Annotated in this window: 17 protein-coding genes; 8 read left to right on the top strand and 9 right to left on the bottom strand. The window is 69.2% G+C overall.

The features are described 5' to 3' along the window. Positions 1–15: 15 nt before the first annotated feature. Entirely contained in the window at positions 16–1209 is a 1194-nt protein-coding gene (locus ACUZ2Y_RS26530) for an RNA-guided endonuclease InsQ/TnpB family protein (RefSeq protein ID WP_476323945.1), read from the bottom strand. A gap of 195 nt (positions 1210–1404) precedes the next feature. Here ACUZ2Y_RS26530 and ACUZ2Y_RS26525 point away from each other — a divergent pair, with 195 nt between their 5' ends. The 6 genes from ACUZ2Y_RS26525 (at position 1405) to ACUZ2Y_RS26500 (ending at position 9050) form a co-directional block, all read left to right on the top strand. Further along, positions 1405–1833: a CBS domain-containing protein gene (locus tag ACUZ2Y_RS26525; protein ID WP_476323943.1), complete on the top strand. Its 429-nt coding sequence runs from the start codon at positions 1405–1407 to the stop codon at positions 1831–1833. 5 nt (positions 1834–1838) lie between these two features. Then, positions 1839–3989 carry a 1,4-alpha-glucan branching protein GlgB gene (gene glgB / locus ACUZ2Y_RS26520; RefSeq protein ID WP_476323941.1) on the top strand — a complete coding sequence of 717 codons (2151 nt, stop codon included), beginning with the start codon at positions 1839–1841 and terminating at the stop codon, positions 3987–3989. A gap of 45 nt (positions 3990–4034) precedes the next feature. After that, on the top strand, positions 4035–5444 hold the full coding sequence (locus ACUZ2Y_RS26515; RefSeq protein ID WP_476323939.1) for a neutral zinc metallopeptidase: 1410 nt from the start codon (positions 4035–4037) through the stop codon (positions 5442–5444). Positions 5445–5551: 107 nt separating this feature from the next. Continuing rightward, positions 5552–7015: a neutral zinc metallopeptidase gene (locus tag ACUZ2Y_RS26510; RefSeq protein ID WP_476323937.1), complete on the top strand. Its 1464-nt coding sequence runs from the start codon at positions 5552–5554 to the stop codon at positions 7013–7015. A 217-nt stretch (positions 7016–7232) separates the two neighbouring features. Then, a complete protein-coding gene (locus ACUZ2Y_RS26505; protein ID WP_476323935.1) occupies positions 7233–8627 on the top strand; it encodes a Gfo/Idh/MocA family protein in 1395 nt (464 codons plus the stop codon). 84 nt (positions 8628–8711) lie between these two features. Then, a complete protein-coding gene (locus tag ACUZ2Y_RS26500) occupies positions 8712–9050 on the top strand; it encodes a cupin domain-containing protein (protein WP_476323933.1) in 339 nt (112 codons plus the stop codon). 150 nt (positions 9051–9200) lie between these two features. Here the strand turns inward: ACUZ2Y_RS26500 and ACUZ2Y_RS26495 are convergent, their stop codons facing one another. Genes ACUZ2Y_RS26495 through ACUZ2Y_RS26485 form a run of 3 tightly spaced genes read right to left on the bottom strand, consistent with a single transcriptional unit; the run spans position 9201 to position 11388 of the window. Next, on the bottom strand, positions 9201–10163 hold the full coding sequence (locus ACUZ2Y_RS26495; RefSeq protein WP_476323931.1) for a co-chaperone YbbN: 963 nt from the start codon (positions 10161–10163) through the stop codon (positions 9201–9203). A 4-nt stretch (positions 10164–10167) separates the two neighbouring features. Then, positions 10168–11070, bottom strand: coding sequence for an SCO6745 family protein (locus ACUZ2Y_RS26490; RefSeq protein WP_476323929.1), 903 nt, complete (start codon positions 11068–11070; stop codon positions 10168–10170). A gap of 9 nt (positions 11071–11079) precedes the next feature. Next, positions 11080–11388: an MTH1187 family thiamine-binding protein gene (locus ACUZ2Y_RS26485; RefSeq protein ID WP_476323928.1), complete on the bottom strand. Its 309-nt coding sequence runs from the start codon at positions 11386–11388 to the stop codon at positions 11080–11082. A 44-nt stretch (positions 11389–11432) separates the two neighbouring features. Between ACUZ2Y_RS26485 and ACUZ2Y_RS26480 the strand changes: the two genes are divergently transcribed. Both ACUZ2Y_RS26480 and ACUZ2Y_RS26475 read left to right on the top strand, forming a co-directional pair. After that, positions 11433–12476: a DNA polymerase IV gene (locus ACUZ2Y_RS26480; protein WP_476323926.1), complete on the top strand. Its 1044-nt coding sequence runs from the start codon at positions 11433–11435 to the stop codon at positions 12474–12476. 36 nt (positions 12477–12512) lie between these two features. Then, positions 12513–13016 (top strand): MarR family winged helix-turn-helix transcriptional regulator, encoded by a 504-nt coding sequence (locus tag ACUZ2Y_RS26475; protein ID WP_091370617.1) that lies wholly within the window; start codon positions 12513–12515, stop codon positions 13014–13016. Positions 13017–14789: 1773 nt separating this feature from the next. On the opposite strand, the gene ACUZ2Y_RS26470 is transcribed toward ACUZ2Y_RS26475, so the two are convergent. From ACUZ2Y_RS26470 to ACUZ2Y_RS26450, 5 genes are all read right to left on the bottom strand, one after another. Beyond that, the gene (locus tag ACUZ2Y_RS26470; RefSeq protein ID WP_476332084.1) at positions 14790–15035 is read right to left on the bottom strand and encodes a DUF3817 domain-containing protein; all 246 of its coding nucleotides are present in this window, start codon (positions 15033–15035) and stop codon (positions 14790–14792) included. Positions 15036–15166: 131 nt separating this feature from the next. Continuing rightward, positions 15167–16216: an ABC transporter permease gene (locus ACUZ2Y_RS26465; protein WP_476323923.1), complete on the bottom strand. Its 1050-nt coding sequence runs from the start codon at positions 16214–16216 to the stop codon at positions 15167–15169. A 70-nt stretch (positions 16217–16286) separates the two neighbouring features. After that, a complete protein-coding gene (locus tag ACUZ2Y_RS26460; protein WP_476323921.1) occupies positions 16287–17231 on the bottom strand; it encodes an ABC transporter ATP-binding protein in 945 nt (314 codons plus the stop codon). A gap of 66 nt (positions 17232–17297) precedes the next feature. Next, positions 17298–18260 (bottom strand): methylmalonyl Co-A mutase-associated GTPase MeaB, encoded by a 963-nt coding sequence (meaB, locus tag ACUZ2Y_RS26455; RefSeq protein WP_476323920.1) that lies wholly within the window; start codon positions 18258–18260, stop codon positions 17298–17300. Positions 18261–18262: 2 nt separating this feature from the next. Next, entirely contained in the window at positions 18263–19450 is a 1188-nt protein-coding gene (locus tag ACUZ2Y_RS26450) for an acetyl-CoA C-acetyltransferase (protein ID WP_476323918.1), read from the bottom strand. Positions 19451–19553: the final 103 nt, after the last annotated feature.

The following is a 19553-nucleotide window of genomic DNA, read 5'->3' as shown; positions in this document are numbered from 1 at the left end:
CGGGATTCCAAGCCACTACCGCACAAGGAGGTAGTCGCGTTGAGGTTCACGGTTCGCAGGCTCACCCAACGGCGGGCCTCCCCGTGCAGTCCCGGCATGCCCTGCCGCGAGTCGAATATTCAGCGCCGCGTTCACATCGGCGTTGGCGGCGAAGCCACAGGACCGACAGCGGAAGGCGGCTTGGCTCTCGCGCGCCTCCCGATCCACGATCCCGCACGCCGAGCAACGCTGACTGGTGAACCGCGGATCGACCTTCGCCACCCGGCCCGGGGCCTTCTGCTCCAGACGGGTTACCAGCAGACCCCACCCGTTGGCGAGGATTCCCCGGTTCAGCCCCGCCTTCTGCCGCACGCCCTGCCCGGGCGCGTCGAGAGTGCCTTTCGCCGACCGGGTCATGTTTCTGATCTTGAGGTCTTCGACCGCGACAACGTCGAACTCTCGGGCCAGGCGGGTGCTGGTCTTCTCGACCCAGTCCTTGCGCCGGTCGGTCTCGCGGGCCTTGAGCTTCGCGATCGCCATCTTGACCTTGCCGCGCCGGTTGGAGCCGCGTTGGGCCCGGGCGAGCTTGCGTTGGAGCCGCAGCAGGCGCGCTTTCTCGGTTGCGCGCAACGTGGGTACCGACAGCAACTCCCCGGTGGACAGCGCTGCCGAGACCGTGACACCACGATCGACGCCCACCGCCGCACCCGTGCCCGGCCCGGCGACGGGTTCGGGGACCACGGCGAACGCCACATGCCAACGCCCCGCCCGATCACGGGTGACCCGGTAGGACTTCGCACCCTCGGCGACCGCCCGTGACCAGCGGAACCGCACCCAGCCGACCTTGGGCACACGCACCTCACCGACCTTGCGGGACACCCGGCGCACATCGCCCGGGGTGACCGCCACGATCCGGAAGCCCTCGGCATGCCCCCGCCGTCGCCAGGTCGGCCGCCGGTGGGTCCTACCGAAGAAGTTTGCCATCGCCTGGGCGAAGTCCTTCAACGCCTGCTGCTGCACGACCACCGACCCGGCCGCCAGCCAGGGGTTCGCCGCCCGTGCCTCGGTCAACTGGCGGCATTGCTCGTTATACCCGGGCGCGCCCTTGCGCCCCGACTGCCAGTGGGCGTGCTGCTCCATCGCGAGGTTCCACACGAACCGGGCATGCCCACAATGCTCTAGCAACGCCCGCTCCTGGGTAGGGGTCGGTTGAAGGCGGAACCGGGACATGCCGATCAACCTAACGACCACCACCGACAAACCCGGACACAGGTGAGACCAGTCTGGTCGACCACACCCAGGTCAAGACACCTGTGGGACCCGATTCCTCCCCGGGAGCGCCGCTCGTGAGGTTTCGGCGTGACCCGAACGTGGTTAACCTGATCGACAAGGCGTGATGCGACGACCAGGATCGAGGTGGCCTGCATGCGGATCTCCGATGTGTTGCGTGTCAAAGGTGCGAAGGTGGCCACGGTCGACCCGGGGACCTCGGTGGCCGGGCTGATCAGAGCCCTGGCCGAGTACAACGTCGGCGCCCTGGTGGTGGTCGACGCCGATTCGGTCGTCGGGATCGTCTCCGAGCGCGACATCGTGCGCAGGCTCGATGAGCGCGGCAGCGATCTGCTGAACGCGACCGTGGCTGACATCATGACGGTGGACGTGGTCACGTGTGGTCCGGAGGAGAGCGTCGACGCCCTCGCCGAGACCATGACCGACCGCCGGGTCCGCCATATGCCAGTGGTGGTCGAGGGCAAACTCGTCGGCATCGTCAGCATCGGCGACGTCGTGAAGACCCGCATCAGCCAGTTGGAGACCGCCCGCGACCAGCTCCAGTCCTACATAGCCCAAGGGTGACCTTTTTGGCTTCTGAGATCGAGCGCCTTCTTTCCGGCGCGCACCACGATCCCCATTCGGTTCTAGGCGTCCATCCGGACCCGCGCAGACCAGGAGGGGCGGTGGTGCGGACACTGCGTCCGCACGCGACCGCCGTCACCGCCCTGGTCGGGCCGGACAGACACGACCTGGCGGAGATCGCGGAAGGGCTGTTCGAGTCCGAACTGCCCGCGCTGCCCGACGAATACCGACTTGAGATCGACTACGGCTCGGACACGCGCGTCGTGGACGACCCGTACCGCTGGCTCCCCACCCTCGGCGAACTGGATCTCCACCTGTTCGGCGAGGGCAGGCACGAGCGGCTGTGGGAGATCCTCGGCGCGCACCCGCGCTCCTACGACACCTCGCTCGGCACGGTGACCGGCACCTCGTTCGCGGTGTGGGCGCCGACCGCGCGGGGGGTGCGGGTGTGCGGCGACTTCGACGGCTGGGACGGCCGGGCGACGCCGATGCGGTCGCTGGGCTCTTCCGGGGTGTGGGAGCTGTTCATCCCCGGAGTCGAGCCGGGCACCCGCTACAAGTTCCGCATCAACGGCGCCGACGGGTCGTGGCACGAGAAGGCCGACCCGATGGCCTTCGCCACCGAACTCCCGCCCGCCACCGCGTCCGTCGTGTCCACTTCGGACTATGAGTGGTCCGACGCGGACTGGCTGACGACCCGGGACGCCACCGACTGGAGCGCGGCGCCGATGAGCGTCTACGAGGTGCACCTCGGCTCCTGGCGCGAGGGGTTGACCTACCGGGACCTCGCCGCGCATCTCGGCGACTACCTCGTCGAGCACAACTTCACCCACGTGGAGCTGCTGCCGGTCGCCGAGCACCCGTTCGGCGGCTCCTGGGGCTACCAGGTCACGTCGTACTACGCGCCGACCGCGCGGTTCGGCACCCCGGACGAGTTCCGCTACTTCGTCGACGAGCTGCACCGGCGCGGCATCGGGGTGCTGGTCGACTGGGTGCCCGCGCACTTCCCGCGCGACATCTGGGCGCTGGCCCGGTTCGACGGCGGCCCGCTCTACGAGCACAGCGATCCGCGCCGCGGCGAGCAGCCGGACTGGGGCACGCTGGTGTTCGACTTCGGCCGCCCCGAGGTCCGCAACTTCCTGGTCGCCAACGCCCTGTACTGGATCGAGGAGTTCCATATCGACGGCCTGCGGGTCGACGCGGTGGCCTCGATGCTCTACCTCGACTACTCGCGCAAGGACGGCGAGTGGCTGCCCAACATCCACGGCGGCCGGGAGAACCTCGACGCGGTGAAGTTCCTCCAAGAGCTCAACGCGACCGTCTACAAGCACCACCCCGGCACCTTGATGATCGCCGAGGAGTCCACCGCGTGGCCCGGTGTGACCAGGCCGACGCACCTGGGCGGGCTCGGGTTCGGCTTCAAATGGAACATGGGGTGGATGAACGACACGCTGCGCTACATCGGGCACGACCCGGTGCACCGCGCGTTCCACCACAACGAGATGACGTTCTCGCTGATGTACGCCTGGAGCGAGAACTTCGTCCTGCCGCTGTCGCACGACGAGGTCGTGCACGGCAAGGGTTCACTGTGGACCCGGATGCCCGGCGACGACTGGAACAAGGCCGCGGGCCTGCGCGCGCTGCTGGCCTACATGTGGGCGCACCCGGGCAAGCAGCTGCTGTTCATGGGCTGCGAGTTCGGCCAGGTCCGCGAGTGGTCGGAGAACCGGTCCCTGGACTGGGACCTGACCGGCGAGCGGCTGCACGGCGGCGTGCAGGCGCTGGTGTCGGACATGAACGCCGTCTACCGCGACCAGCCCGCGCTGTATGTCGACGACACCCACCCCGAGGGCTTCTCGTGGATCGACGCCAACGACTCGGCGGGCAACGTGCTCAGCTTCGCCCGCCGCTCCGGTGAGCACGTGCTGGTGTGCGTGGCCAACTTCTCCGGCGCACCCCACCACGACTACCGCGTCGGCATGCCGCACGCGGGCCGGTGGCGGGAAGTGCTCAACACCGACGCCACGGGTTACGGCGGCTCCGGCGTCGGCAACTACGGCGGCGTCGAGGCCACCGCGACTGCGTGGCACGGCCGTCCGGCGTCGGCGGTCCTGCAGCTCCCGCCGTCCGGCGTGGTCTGGTTCACCCCCGAGTAGCCGGTTCAGGCATCGGGCCCGCGGTGGCTCAGGCACACTGGTCGGGTGCGCCTGCCCATCGCTGTTGGTCGACCCGTTCCGGTGCTGTTGGCGTTAGCGCTGGCCGTGACGGTGACGGCGTGCACGACAGCCATCCCGGGAACGGCCACCAGCCAGGGCTCCGTGGTCTCCCGCGAGGACCCCAACCAGCCGGGTGGGGTCGATCCGTCCTTCGTGGAGAACACCGATAACGGTGAGATCGACCGGCTCGCCGCGACGGTGATCACCGATGTGCGGACGTACTGGACCGAGCAGTTCCCGAAGACGTTCGGCGAGGACTTCAAGGACCTCAAGGGCGGCTACTTCTCCGTCGACACCGCCGACGCCGACAGCGACGCGCCGCCGTGCGCGGACAAGGCCGATGAGGTGGAGGGCAACGCCTTCTACTGCCCCACCGCCGACATCATCGCCTGGGACCGGGCCGCGCTGCTGCCGGTGCTGCGCGACCGGTTCGGCGAGGCGGCGGTGATGCTGGTGCTCGCCCACGAGATGGGCCACGCGGTGCAGAACCGCACCGGTGTCGGCCTCGACGCGCGCAAGGCGAACCCGAGCAAGTTCCCGACGATCCTGATCGAGGCGATGGCCGACTGCTACGCCGGGTCGTTCGTCCGCTGGGTCGCCGACGGGAAGGCCAAGCACCTGAACATCGCCAAGGACCGGCTGGACTCGGCGCTGGAGTCGCTGATCAGCTTCCGCGACCCGATCGGCACCGAGCAGACCGACCGCGGCGCGCACGGCGACGCGTTCGACCGGGTGTCGGCGTTCCAGGACGGCTACGAGAAGGGCGTCGACCTGTGCGCCAAGATGACCGTCGACAACCGCACGTTCACCCTGAGTGGCTTCATCGACGCCGGTGACCAGGCCCGCGGCGGGAACCTGCGGTTCGACCAGATCGTGCAGTCGATCTCGCCGGGGCTCAACACGTACTTCTCCGCCCTGATGACCAAGTCGGGCAAGACGTGGACCGAACCGAAGATCACGACGGTCGACGAGGCCCCCGAGTGCGGGGGCGGCAAGCAGGGACCGGTCGCGTTCTGCGGGGACGGCGGGGCGTTGGAGATGGACGGCAAGAAGGAGCTGCCGGAGATCCACGTCGAGATCGGCGACTACGCGACCGGCGCGCTGCTGGCCAGCCGATACGGGCTGGCCGCGCTCGCCGCGGCGGGCAAGCCCGTGGAGGGGCCGGACGCCCAGCGCTCGGCGGTGTGCCTGGCGGGGTCGTTCACCGGGTCCCTGTTCAGCGCGGAGCAGCGCTTCCTGTCCCCCGGCGATCTCGACGAGGCCATCCAAGTCCTCCTCGACTACGACTACGCCGCCCGCGATGCCAAGGGCGACGCCATCGACGCGGGTTTCGACCGGGTGATCGCGTTCCGCGAGGGCTTCACCGGCGGCGGCGAAAAGTGCGGACTGGGCTGAATCGGACGGATCACGCCACGGTGGTTCGGACTCGGCAGTAGGGTGCAGCGAGATAACCGACCAGGTCCCCGGGGCCGGCGCGAGTTGATGAAGTGTGGGGATGACGGGTGCGTATCAGAATCGCGTTGGCGCTCGCCGCGGCGGTGGTCATGGCTGTTCAGGTCGGCGGTTGCGCGGCCAGGGAGATCGCAGGCAAGGCACGCGCGGTCGGTGAGATCGACGCGGGCACCGCGGCGGGCATCCCGATCGACAACAGCCGCCCCAGCGGGCCGAAGCAGGGCGTCGAGGACGCGAAGTTCCCGGTGGAGAACGCCGACAACGGTGAGATGGACCGCTTGGCGATGAACGCCGTGAGCGACATCTATGACTACTGGGCCGAGAAGATGCCCGCCGAGTTCGAGGGGCAGAAGTTCGAGCCGCTGCGCCGGCTGGTGTCCTACGACTCCAACGGCAAGGCCGTGAAGGTCTGCAACACGTCGACGGCGAAGCTGGTCAACGCCTTCTACTGCAGCCTCGACGACAGCGTGGCGTGGGACCGCGGTGTGCTGCTGCCGATGCTGGACAAGCAGTTCGGCCCGATGTCGGTGGTGACGGTGCTCGCCCACGAGATGGGCCACGCCGTGCAGTTCCGCCTGGGCGCGAAGAGCAACGTCAACCGCGGCACGCCGACGATCATCAAGGAACAGCAGGCCGACTGCTACACCGGCTCGTTCTTCCGGCACGTCGCCGAGGGCAAGGCCAAGCACTTCGACATCAACGTGGGCGACGGCCTCAACCAGGTCCTCGCGACGATGTTCTTCATCCGCGACCCGGCGGGCGAGTCGGCGAACAAGCAGGGCGCCCACGGCCTCGCGTTCGACCGGGTCTTCGCGTTCCAGGCGGGCTTCACCGAGGGCCCGCGCCGCTGCGCGAAGATGGACCAGGCCGAGATCAACAGCCGCATCGCCGAGAAGGAACGCAGCGAGCAGGATAAGGAAACCAACGGTCAGGTCGAGATCAGCGAGAAGCGGATCATGACCAAGCTCGAGGAGAGCCTCAGCGAGGCGTTCAAGCGCACCGGCGCCGCGATGCCGAAGATCAAGGACAACGGCGCCAAGTGCGCTGACGGCTCGTCAACGCCGCCCGCGACCTACTGCCCGGACGACAACGTCGTCGCCATCGATCTCGCCGCGCTGAAGAAGATCGCGACGCCGCCCAAGCGCGGCGAGCCCGGCCTCGACACCGGCATCGGCGACTTCGCCGCGTTCGCCGAGATCGCCTCCCGGTACTCGCTGTCCATCCAGAAGTCGATGGGCGCCTCGCTGGAGGGCGACAAGGCGGGCCTGCGGACCGCGTGCCTGACCGGCGCGTGGGCGGCCTTCACGGTGGACAAGACGCCCGACGACGGCGACGCGAAACTCCATATCGCGGTCGGCGACCTCGACGAGGCCGTGGCGGAACTGCTGCTGGAGAAGAGCCTCATCGCCGCCGACGCCAAGGGCAAGCACGTCCCGTCCGGCTTCGCCCGGGTGGAAGCCTTCCGCGTCGGCTACTTCGACGGTGACAAGGGCTGCGCCAACCAGTTCAGCTGACCGACCCCCTTCGCGGACGGCCTGCCGGTGACCTCACCGGCAGGCCGTTTTGCGTTCCGCTGCCGCGAGCAGAATCTGGCCACATCTTGCATGAAAATGTCCATTAGTTCGAGTTTCCAGTCATCTCTTGACAGCGCGGGCGGAAGGTCGACAGAGTCGGAGGCGTCCCGACCGCCGCAAGCCGAGCGCGAAACACGTGACTGAGGAGTGGTGCCCCATGCCCGAAATGCCCCCTGTCTCCCGACGATCGATCCTTGGCGGCATAGCCGCGGGCGGCGCGCTGACCGCGCTGAGCGGTGTCGCGCAGGCGCAGGGCGCGGCCGAACCGGCCCGCGAGCGCGGCCAGACCACGATGATCGGCACGCCCTTCGCACCGCATCGCACCGTGCGGGTCGGGGTGATCGGGCTCGGCAACCGCGGCATGGGGATGCTCAGCGGCTGGGCCGCTGTGCCCGGCTGTGTCGTGACAGCCGTGTGCGACGTGCGCGCGGACCGCGTCACCCGCGCCGCCGACCGGCTCGTCGCGTTGGGCAAACCGCGCCCGGCGGAGATCGGCGGCTCGGACAGCTCCTTCCAGCGCCTGGTGGGCCGCGACGACGTGGACTTCGTCTACATCGCCACGCCGTGGGAATTCCACTACACACAAGGGAAAGCCGCGCTGGTCGCGGGCAAGCACGTGGGCGTCGAGCTGCCGATCGCCACCGAGACCGCGGAGCTGTGGGATCTCGTCAACACCTCGGAGATCACCCGCAAGCACCTGTTCCTGATGGAGAACTGCAGCTACGGGCGCAACGAGCTGGCGATGCTCAAGATGGCCCACCAGGGACTTTTCGGCGAGATCACCAACGGCCACGGCGGCTACCTGCACGACCTGCGGGCCCTGCTGTTCTCCGACACGTACTACACCGACGCCTGGCGGCGGAAGTGGCACACGCGCAGCACCGCGAGCCTCTACCCGATGCACGGCCTCGCCCCTATCGCCGCCTGCATGGACATCAACCGCGGCGACCGGATGACCACCCTGCGCGCCACAGCCACCGCCCCACGCGGACTCGCCGACTACCGGGAACGCCACATCCCCAAGACACACCCGTCCTGGACGGAGACCTACATCAACGGCGACTTGGTCACCTGCCTGATCGGCACCGAACGCGGCCGGATAATCCGCGCGGAACACGACGTCAGCTCGCCACGGCCGTACAGCCGGATCAACAGCCTGGCGGGCACCCGCGGCATCGTCGAGGACTACCCGGCCCGCGTCTACCTCGAACCCGACCACGGCAACCACGCCTGGCAGGACTTCCGCCCGTACCGCGACACCCACGACCACTGGCTATGGAAGAAAATCGGCGACGACGCGGCCAATAACGGCGGCCACGGCGGGATGGACTACGTCCTGCAGTGGCGCATCGTCCAGCAGATGCGCGCGGGTTTGGTTCCCGACATCGACGTCTACGACTCAGCAGCGTGGTGCGCGGCGATACCGCTGAGTGTGGTGTCACTGCGGGCGGGCGGCAGGCCGGTAGGCGTCCCGGACTTCACCCGCGGCCAATGGTCTCGCCCCCGGTCAGGCCTGGACTCGCAACCGTCGGAAATGCCACCGGTCGGCTGATTCCTCCGCCGGCGGATCACGGCGCACTTCCTTGGGAAGAGCGGTAGCTTCATGGAACTGACGTCCCATGAAGAGGAGTGCGCCGTGGATCCGACGACGACGAACCCGGACCTGTACAAGGTCGTGTTCGAGAACGACCGGGTACGAGTGCTGGAATACACGGACCAACCCGGCGACCACACCTCACCGCACGAACATCCCGACAGCGTGATGGTGACCCTGAGCAACATCCAACGGCGAATCACCTCGGGCGGACGCGAGGTCGACGTGACGCTGCCCGCCGGACAGGCCCGCTGGCTCGACGCCCAGGAACACGCCGGCGAAAACACGGGCGACAGTGCGACGCATGCGATCTTCATCGAGCTCAAGGAGCCCCGCTCCAACGGCGATTCCGAAAGGGACGCGACGCTCGGTCCCCGCTAGAACGAGGTGACCTGCGGGAAATGCGACCGCCCAACCCCCGAACCCGAGCAGGCGAACCCACAACGGCCAGTCGGGATGCGGCCATCCCCATCCACCCGCCCGGCTTTGTCTGGAATGCCGGTCGGGTGGTTCGCGCGTTCTCCAGTGCGGCTAATAAAGCGCGCTAGCCAAATCCCTCCGCGCCTTCATCACGCGAGGGTCGTCCGCCGGGAACAGATCGAACAGCGAAACCAAATGCGTCCGCGCCTTGTCCCGGTCATCGCCCGACGCCCGCCGGACAGCGTTGATCAGGCGCGCGAACGCCTGCTCAGCCTGCTGCCCCGCCAACTCCAGGTCCGCCGCCGCCACCTGCGCGTCCACGTCATCCGGGGACATGTCCGCCCGGACGATCACCGACGGGTCATGGGACTCCGTCCGCGCCAGGAACTTCACCTGGGCGAGCGCTGCCTTGGCCTCTTCATTGGTCGGTTCAGCGTCGAGGATTGACTGGTAGCCGGCTTCCGCGGCCGCGTAGTCGCCCTGTTCGAAGGCCCGCTCGGCGACGAGGAAGCGTTCGTCCTCTGGTTCCGGCTCCGGTGCCGACGCCGCGGGGGCGCCTTCCTCGGCGGCGCGGATGGCGGGCATGCGGTCGCGCAGGGCGTCGAGGAGGCCGCCGATCCACTGGCGCAGGCGCGGCTCCGGCGGCACTTCGGCGAACGCCTCGACCGGCTGGCCCGCGGCGATGGCGATGACCATCGGCACGGACTGGGCGCCGAAGAGCTGGGCCACCCGGGGGCTGGCGTCGACATCGACCGTCGCCAGGCGCCAGGCGCCGTTGGATTCGGCGACGAGCCGGTCGAGCAGCGCGACGAGCTGCTCCGAAGGCACCGACCAACTCGCGTGCAGGGCGACGACGACGGGGACTTCCATCGACCGTTCGATGACGTCGTTCTGGAACGTCGCCTCGGCCACCTGGGAGGTGAACGCGCCACCCGCCGCCGCGGCGGCGGCAGGGGCGCCTGCCTGCGGAGCCCTGGTGGTGGCGTCCGCTCTGGCCTTGAGTGCGGAAAGGTCGACGGCCCGGGAGAGGGCGGCCGACAGAGCTGCGGTCTGGCGTGGATCAGGCCTGGTCACCTTCTCATCCTGGCATGGCCGGTGTGACGACGTTTGGGCTCCCGGTCATCTCGGCCAACGCCGCCTCCGGTGCCAGGCCCATCGGGTTGACCCGCATAGCCTCGTTCTGCCTGGTGATCCGCAGCGACAGCGGTGCGAGCAGCTCCACCAACCGGGCCGTGCCCTGCTCGCCGAGCTCCGTCCACGGCGTGGCCGCGGCCTCATCGGTCAGCGCCTCGACGGTCTCCCGCATGTCCCGGCCGTCGGCGGTCAGCCCGCTGTCGTCGATGAGGTCGCGCTCGCGCAGCCGGTCCTCAGCGGCGGCCCACTCGTCCCGCGGCCAGTTGCGGGCCTTGCGCATGTAGTCCTGGGTCATCCCGTTGTCCGCCGCGAAGAGGACCAGCGTCTCGCACGGGTCGAGGCCCGCGGTGATGAGCGCGGCGACATGGCCGTCGCCGCGGGACTCGCGCAGGGTCGTGGCGCACTGCCACAGCGCCAGGTGCGGCTCCTCGGGCACGTCGAGCGCCGCGTTGGCGGCGGCGAGCGCGCGGCCCGCGGTCGGCGCCCAGCCCGCCGCGGTGCGCGCGAGGTCCGCGGCCTCGGCGATCTCCGGGCCGGACACGGCGTCGCCCAGCATGCGGCGCAGCGCGCCGTCGACGCCCGTGAGCCGGGTGCGCAGGAAATCCTCGGGGGACGCGATCGTCCACGCGTCGGGCAGCGCCCGCTCCACCAGCGACGGGTGGAAGTTGTAGAACAAGCTGGTCACCAGCCATGCGGGCGCGGCGCCGAGCGGCGCGGCCCGCATGCCGAAATAGCCCATCCACCGGCCCTTGCAGCCGAGCGCGTCGGTCGCGGCGATCGACTCGGGGCTGAAGTACGTGACGGCGTGGTAGGGCTCGAAGCACAGCCACATTCGGCGCGGATCCATGGGCTGATCCTAGGAGTCGGCGGCGTCGGCCAGGTACTGCTCGACCCGTTCGACCTTCGCCGTGAGCTGTCCGACGTGACCTGGGCGGATGTCGGCCTTGAGGACAAGCCCGACCCGCGGGTACTTCGCGAGCAGGACGTCGGTGGCGCGCTTGACCACGGCCATCACCTCGTCCCACTCACCCTCCACAGTGGTGAACATGGCCGAAGTTTCGTTGGGCAGGCCGGACTCGCGGACCACCCGCACGGCCTCGGCGACGGCCTCGCCCACGTTCTCCGATTCCCCGCCGAGCGGGCTGACACTGAAGGCGACGAGCACGGTTCACTCCTGTCGTTCGGCGACTTGCCAGGCACACTAGCCAGGTGGTCTCCGACCGCTGGGTCCTGCACGTGGACCTCGACCAGTTCATCGCCGCGGTCGAGGTCCTGCGCCGACCTGAGCTGCGCGGACTTCCCGTGGTCGTCGGCGGCCAGGGCGATCCCACCCAGCGGGCGGTGGTGGCGACGGCCTCGTACGAGGCCCGCGCGTTCGGTGTCCGCTCCGGCATCCCGCTGAAGCTGGCGGTCAAGCGCTGCCCGCGGGCGGTGTTCCTGCCCAGCGACCCCGAGGCGTACACGGCGGCCTCCGCGCAGGTCATGGCCGCGCTGCGGGAGTTCGACGCCGTGGTCGAGGTGCTGGGGTGGGACGAGGCGTTTCTCGGGGTCGAGACGGCCGACCCGGTGGCGCTGGCCCGCGAGATCCACGACGTGGTGCTCGACCGGACCCGGCTGCACTGCTCGGTGGGGATCGGCGACAACAAGCTGCGGGCCAAGCTCGCCACCGACTTCGGCAAGCCCCAGGGCGTCTTCCAGCTCACCGCCGAGAACTGGTTCGAGGTCATGGGCGGGCGCCCGACCGACGCGCTGTGGGGCATCGGCGCCAAGACCGCCCGCAAGCTGACCGAACTCGGCCTGACGACGGTCGCGGAGTTGGCCGCCGCCGACCCGGACGTGCTGGCCGCGCGGATGGGCCCGACGATCGGCCCGTGGCTGCGCACGCTCGGCCTGGGCGCCGGGTCCACGGAGGTCTCGGGCGAACCGTACGTGCCGCGGTCGCACAGCCACGAGACGACGTTCCAGGAAAACCTCACCGCCGTCGAGGACATGCGCGCGGCGGTGGTGAAGCTGACCGAGCAGCTCATGGCGGAGGTGGAGGCCGACGGCAGGCCGGTGATCCGGGTCGGGGTGAAGGCCCGCTTCGCCCCGTTCTTCACCAAGACTCGCAGCGTCACCCTCGCGGGCCCGACGACCGACCAGGCCGACATCGGGGCCGCGGCCCTGGTCGCGCTGGAACGGTTCGAGCTGGACAGGCCGGTGCGGCTGCTCGGCGTGCGGGCCGAGTTCGCGCCGCCGCCGGAAGGCTACTGAGGGCGGCAGGCGGTTCCCGGCTGGTAACTTCTGGCCATGAGCCCCCGCTCCCTGCCGTTCGATCCCATCGCCCGAGCTGCGGATTTGTGGCAGGAACGAATCGGCGACGCCAAGACCATGGCCGCGGTCACCAGCGTCATGCGGGTCCAGCAGATCCTCCAGTCCGCTGTGGACGGAGCGCTCAAGCCGCACGGGCTGACCTTCGCCCGGTACGAGGCCCTGGTGCTGCTGACGTTCTCCCGCAAGGGCAGCCTCCCGATGCGGGTGATGGGTGAGCGGCTGCAGCTGCACCCGACCAGCGTCACCAACATCGTCGACCGGCTCGAAGCCGACGGCCTGGTCAAGCGCACCCCGCACCCGACCGACCGCCGCACCACGCTGGCCGAGATCACCGAGGCGGGCCGCGAACGGCAGGCACAGGCGACCGCGGCGGTGACCACCGTGGACTTCGGACTCAAGGGCCTGACCGAGCGCCAGACCGCGCAGCTCACCGACCTGCTGGCAAAGGTCCGCAAAGCGGCGGGCGACTTCCAGGACTGATCGCGCTTGGGTCACGAAACGTAACGACCCCCGCACTCTCCGGCGACTCTCTAAGACAGGCTCGCAGCGGAGGCGGATATGTCGTCGATCGAGATTCGCGTGCACGGCATCGGTGACCACGATTACTACAGTGCGCTGGGCAGGCCGGCGGTCATGTCGTCGAACGACCGCGCCGACGTCGCCCCACCGCCGATCGTGCCTCCGCATGAGCTGAAACTGGTCAACTGGTCGCGATCCTCACGCAAGCTGTCCGGCGGCCTGCTCTGGTACCTCGCGTTCCCGTTCACCCTGGCCAACGCCGCGGGCAACATGGGACCACCCAACGACGACGCGTGGGTGCGGCGGCTGCTGCGGGCGGCGGTGACGGCGGTCGGCGTGCTGTTGTCGGTCGCCGCCGCGGCCTGGCTGATCGTCTTCGCGGAAACCGTGCTCAAGGTCGTCCCGGCCCCCGCCGACACGCGGACATTCGCCCGACTGATCTCGTTCGGCATTCCGCTCGCCATGGCCGCGGCCATGGTCATCCGGGCGAAGTGGCGCGGACTGGGCATCCGGAGATTCGTGCTGTGGCTCAACGTGCTCGCGGTGGTCGGGTTCGGCGCCTGGGTCGCGCTGACCCTGCCCGCGCAGCGGCTCTACGCCGGTTGGCCCTCGCGGAACATCTGTCCGCAACGAGGGATCATCGAGTGCTCCCTGCCGGAAGAGCGCCTCGACGCGATGGCGGCGATCGTCGCCGTGACGACCGTCGCCACCTTGCTGATAGCCGTGCTGCTGATGGTGCTGCGGCTGTTCACCGACGCCAAGGCGAGCGTCGCCGGGGCGGCGGCGCTGCTGGCCATCGCCATGGTCTCCACGCACGCGTTCAGCGCGGTGCTGCGGATGGGCATCGACTGGATCTCCGTATGGGCCTCGCCGGTGGCCTCGGGCAGGCTCGACACCCTCACCGCTTGGGACCGGACGCTCATGGCCTACTACGACCGGGGCACGGTGGTGTCGTCACGGCTGGACTACATCGCGGTGTTCGGCGTCCTGGCCGGCCTCGCACTGGCCGGGGCCGCGTTGGTCGCGATTCGATTCAAGCGAAACGAGCCGCCACGCACCCTGGTGGGCAGGGTGACGGCAAGGCTCGGCATGATCTTGTTCGGCACCCTCGTGTTCGCGGTCGTGTTCTCCGCCCCACTGGTCTTGGGCCGGGAATGGCTGCTGACCGGCGGGCCGGGTGAGGTCGCCGTGCGACTGATCCACGTGCTGACCGTGTTCACCGTCCTCGCGGTCTTCCTGCGCCACCGCTTGCCCTCACTGAGCAAGGTGATGGGCCGGTTCGCCGACATCGTCGGGTTCTGGCCGGTGGAACACCATCCGCTGGGCGGTGTCTCCTACCGCAGGTCGACTCTGGCCGGAGTCACCTACGCCCTGGGCACCGCGGAGCATGTTGTCCTCGTCGGGCACAGCCAGGGATCGGTCGTCTGCGCGTGGTGGCTGGCGAAGCACGAAGGGCCTCTGCCGACGGTGAGCCTGGTCACCTGCGGCTCACCGCTGCACTCGCTCTACCAGACGTACTTTCCCTGCCACTTCACCACAGCGTTCTTCGACACCGTGATCGAGCGAAGTCCTGACTGGAAGAACTTCTGGCGGGTCACCGATCCGATCGCCAGTCCGCTCCCCAATGCGGACAACACGGAACTCGACGATCCGCGGCCGGGTGAGACCACTGTCCTGGGGCACAGCGACTACTGGATCGACCCGGTGCAGACGACCTGGATCAGCGGCCGGATGTCAGCTGAACTGGCGGACCCGAACCGGGTCGAGCTTGCCCGTGCGCAGCGCCCAGCGTTCGAAGACGATGGTGGCCAGGGGCGGGATGCTGGACACGAAGGCCCAGACCGTCGTCCACCGGTTCCACCGCTGTTCGCGCGCGGTGAAGGCCGCGACGACGATGTAGGCGACGAAGACGGCGCCGTGGATCGGGCCGAAGACCTTCACCCCGAACTCGCCGAGGTCGGTCGCGTACTTGAAGAACATGCCGATCAGGAGACCGACCCAGGAGACGGCCTCAGCGAGGGCGACAATGCGCAAACGGCCTGCGGGGGTGGCGAACATGGCTCCAGTGTGGAGCGTGAGCGCGCTCACCCCCCTCTCGGGTCGCCGTGAGGTCAGCTGTCCTCCCAGGTGAACACCCGGCTGGCGATGAATCCAACCACCAGGGTGAATCCGACGAGCACCGCGCACGGCACCAGCAGGGCCGAGACGTCCTTGCCGCGGACCAGGAAGTCCATCATCCCGTCGTTCATGTGCCGCAGCGGGAAGACCTTCGACACGGTCTGCAGCCAGGGCGGCGCGGCGTCGATCGGGAAGAACGTGCCGGACAGGAACGCCATGGGCAGCACGACGATGTTGGCCGCGCCGGTGGCGGCTTCCTCGGTCTTGCAGAACGCGCCGATGAGCATGCCGATGGCGAAAAAGGCCAGGACTCCCAGCAGGAACACCGGAATCGACAGCCACCACGTACCGGACAGGCGCAGGCCGAAGATGGGAAGCAAGGCCACACCGACGAAAACCAGCGCCTGGACAAACGCGACACCCACCGTCACGGTGAGCCGCGAACTGAGCACGGTCGTCGGGGTGATGGGCGCCAGCCGCAGCCTGCGCAGCACCTGCTTGCGCCGCCAGTTCACCATCGTGAGGGCGGCGCCGAAGACCGCGGTCACCGCGATGCCCCACGACATGATGCCTGGCGTCAGGTACTGGATCGGTTGCAGCGACGCGTCTTCCACCTGCGAAGCCTCGAACGCGAAGCGCGGGGGCTGACCGCTCGCCCGCACGTTGAGCTCCTGTGTGACACCGGCCACCAGCCCGCGCACCGTGCCCGCCTGGGCCTGGTCGCTCGCGGCGAAGCTCAGCCGGACCGTGTCGCCGGTCGCCTCGACGAGACCGGGCAGGTCGCCGTCGCGCACCTTCCGCACGCCCGCCTCGACCGAATCGAACCGCTCCAGCTCCACCGCGCCGGTCTGTTCGAGCGCGGCGAGGACCGGGCCGTCGCCGACCGCCCCGATCTTGATCTTCTCCGCGCCCGCGTCGCGGAACAGCAGACCGAAGATCACCAGGAACATCAACGGGAACACGAATGAGAAGAACAGAGTCGCCTTGTCCCGAAAGAAACCCTTGGCCATCGCCTTCGACAGACTGGTGAACGCCGTACTCATTTGGCCACCTCACAGGTTCGGTGGCGCCACTCGCGAAGACACTGTGTCGATGATTCGCTCGCAAGCTCGCTCATGCGCGGTACTCCCGCCCGGTCAGGTCGAGGAAGACGTCCTCGAGCGTGGCGGTCCGCACCTGCAGGCCGTCGAGGGTGCCGCGTTCGGCCAGCGTGGAGAGCACGGGGGCCGGGGTGCGGGTGGAGATCGTGAGCGAGACCTCGTCGGCGTGCACGTCGTCGGCGCCGGTGATCGCCCGAGCGTCCTCAAGGGACAGTGAACCGCGTTCGAGGATCACGTGCGTCGGGGCGTCGAGGCCGCGCACGAGCGTGGCGGGCGGGTCCATGGCGAGGACGCGGCCGTGGTCCATGATCGCGACCCGGTCGCAGAGGATCTCGGCTTCATCGAGGTAGTGCGTGGTGTAGACGATGGTCTTGCCGCGCTCCTGGATCGCGCGCAGCACATCCCACAGGTTGCGCCGCGCCTGCGGGTCGAGCGCGGCGGTGGGCTCGTCGAGGAACACCACGTCCGGGTCGTGGACGAGCGCGCAGGCGATCGAGAGCCGCTGCCGCTGACCGCCGGACAGCTTGTCCTCGCGGGTGTCGGCCTTGTCGGTGAGGCCGACGAGTTCGAGCATCTCGCCCGCGGTCTTCGCGTCGATGCCGTAGAGCGCGGCGAAGGTCTCCAGTTGTTCGCGCGCGGTCAGCTTCTCGAAGAAGGCCGACGCCTGCAGCTGCACGCCGATGCGCGGAAGCAGCGCGACGTTGCGCGGGAACGGGTTCTCGCCGAGCAGCCGCACGCTTCCGCCGTCGGGCACGCGCAGGCCCTCGACGATCTCCAGCGTGGTCGTCTTGCCTGCGCCGTTCGGACCGAGGATCCCGAAGAACTCGCCCTCGGCGACAGTGAAGGAAACGCCGTCGACGGCTTTGAGATCCCCATAGGACTTACGGATGTCCTCGACCACAATCGCGGGCGCGGGCGCTGTTCCGCCACCCCGAAATTCCAAGTTTGGCAATGTCACAGGGTCATAGTGCCGGAAATGCGATCCCCGTGGTCGAGCAACGTCACGGTCCCTTAGGTGCGGTTATCAGCGTTCCAGGCTCTCGATCAAGGAGTCGGCGGCGAAGTAGGGGTCGACCTCGCCCGCCATCACCCGCTTCGCCAGCCCGTCGAGCGCGTCGCCGTGCACGTCGGCCAGCTTCGCGCGCAGCGATTCGACCGCGATGGCCTCGATCTCGGTGCGGGCCCGGACCGCGCGGCGCTCTTCGAGCTCGCCGTGCTCAGTCATCCACGTGCGGTGCGTGTCGATTGCCTCGACCACATCGGCGATGCCCTCCGAACGGGCGGCGACCGTCTTGACGATCGGCTGGCGCCAGCTCGCGCCGCGGATCTCCCGGCGGCCCAACGAGATCATGTACTTCAGCTCGCGGACGGTGGTGTCGGCGCCGTCGCGGTCGGCCTTGTTGACGACGAAGACGTCGGCGATCTCCAGGATGCCCGCCTTGGCCGCCTGGATGCCGTCGCCCATGCCCGGGGCGAGCAGCACGATGGTCGTGTCGGCGAGCGCCACGACTTCCACTTCGGACTGGCCGACGCCGACGGTCTCGATGAGGACGACGTCGAACCCGGCCGCGTCGAGGACCCGCAGCGCCTGCGGGGTCGCCCAGGCCATGCCGCCGAGGTGGCCGCGGGTGGCCATGGAGCGGATGAACACGTCCGGGTCCGTGGCGTGTTCCTGCATCCGGATTCGGTCGCCCAGCAGGGCGCCGCCGGAGAACGGCGACGACGGGTCGATGGCGAGCACGCCGACCCGCTTGCCCTGCGCGCGGTAGGCCGCGACGAGGGCCGAGGTGGTCGTGGACTTGCCGACACCCGGCGACCCGGTGAGCCCGATGACCTGGGCCCGCCCGCCGAGGGGTGCCAGCGCCGCCGCTGCTTCGCGCAGCTGCGGGCTGGCGTCCTCGACGAGTGAGATGAGCCTGGCGACCGCGCGCGGCTCACGCCGCCGCGCGCGGTCGACAAGATCGGCTACATCGACCTGACGGGCCAAGCTCAGGCCTTGGGCACGGAGATGATCAGGGCGTCGCCCTGGCCGCCGCCGCCGCACAGGGCCGCCGCGCCGACACCGCCGCCGCGACGCTTGAGCTCGTAGGCCAGGTGCACGACCAGTCGGGCGCCGGAAGCGCCGATCGGGTGGCCCAGGGCGATGGCGCCGCCGTTGACGTTGACGATGTCCTCGGAGATGCCCAGCTTCTTGGTGGAGACGACGCCGACCGCGGCGAACGCCTCGTTGATCTCGACCAGGTCGAGGTCGGAGGCCGCGATGCCCTGCTTGGCCAGCGCGGCGTTGATGGCGTTGGACGGCTGCTCGTGCAGGCTCGCGTCCGGGCCCGCCACGACGCCGTGCGCGCCGATCTCGGCGATCCAGGACAGGCCCAGCTCCTCGGCCTTGGCCTTGCTCATGACGACCACCGCGGCGGCGCCGTCGGAGATCTGCGAGGCCGAACCGGCGGTGATGGTGCCGTCGCTGGCGAACGCCGGACGCAGCTTGCCCAGGCTCTCGACGGTGGTCTCGCCGCGCACACCCTCGTCGGTGTCGAAGACGATCGGGTCGCCCTTGCGCTGCGGGATGGTGACCGGGGCGATCTCGTCGGCGAACACGCCGTCGGCGATGGCCTTGGCCGCCTTCTGGTGCGAGGCCGCGGAGAACGCGTCCTGCTCCTCGCGGGTGAGGTCGTAGCGGGCGTTCACCTTCTCGGTGGAGACACCCATGGCGACCTGGTCGAACGCGCAGAACAGGCCGTCGTAGGCCATGTGGTCCTGCAGCGTGACGTCGCCGTACTTGAAGCCGGAGCGGGACTTCGGCAGCAGGTGCGGCGCCTGGGTCATGGACTCCTGGCCGCCCGCGACGATGATGTCGAACTCGCCCGCGCGGATCAGCTGGTCGGCCAGCGCGATCGCGTCGAGGCCGGACAGGCAGACCTTGTTGATGGTCAGCGCGGGGACGTTCATCGGGATGCCCGCGGCGACGGCGGCCTGCCGGGCCGGGATCTGGCCCGCGCCCGCGGTGAGCACCTGGCCCATGATCGTGTACTGCACCTGCTCGGGCTTCACGCCCGCCTTCTCCAGCGCGGCCTTGATGGCGACCCCGCCGAGCTGCGCTCCGCTGAAGTCCTTCAGCGAGCCGAGCAGGCGACCGATCGGGGTGCGGGCCCCCGCGACGATGACGGTTCCGGACACAGCGGTCTCCTCAGCGTGCGAACGTGCGTTAACTCGGACCTTACTCGCGGAGAACCGCTTCGCCATGTGCCTGTGTGAGTAGCCGCACAGCAAATAGTTACCG

Source organism: Actinokineospora sp. UV203 (assembly GCF_056323665.1).
The sequence above is the reverse complement of the archived record's forward strand: the minus strand, read 5'-3'. Positions and strand labels throughout refer to the sequence as shown.

Excerpts from the sequence above, each read along its gene's own strand:
- ACUZ2Y_RS26505 (WP_476323935.1), top strand. The coding sequence starts at position 7,233 with ATGCCCGAAATGCCCCCTGTCTCCCGACGATCGATCCTTGGCGGCATA.
- ACUZ2Y_RS26490 (WP_476323929.1), bottom strand. The coding sequence starts at position 11,070 with ATGGATCCGCGCCGAATGTGGCTGTGCTTCGAGCCCTACCACGCCGTC.
- ACUZ2Y_RS26470 (WP_476332084.1), bottom strand. The coding sequence starts at position 15,035 with ATGTTCTTCAAGTACGCGACCGACCTCGGCGAGTTCGGGGTGAAGGTC.
- ACUZ2Y_RS26475 (WP_091370617.1), top strand. The coding sequence starts at position 12,513 with ATGAGCCCCCGCTCCCTGCCGTTCGATCCCATCGCCCGAGCTGCGGAT.
- ACUZ2Y_RS26530 (WP_476323945.1), bottom strand. The coding sequence starts at position 1,209 with ATGTCCCGGTTCCGCCTTCAACCGACCCCTACCCAGGAGCGGGCGTTG.
- ACUZ2Y_RS26465 (WP_476323923.1), bottom strand. The coding sequence starts at position 16,216 with ATGAGTACGGCGTTCACCAGTCTGTCGAAGGCGATGGCCAAGGGTTTC.
- ACUZ2Y_RS26525 (WP_476323943.1), top strand. The coding sequence starts at position 1,405 with ATGCGGATCTCCGATGTGTTGCGTGTCAAAGGTGCGAAGGTGGCCACG.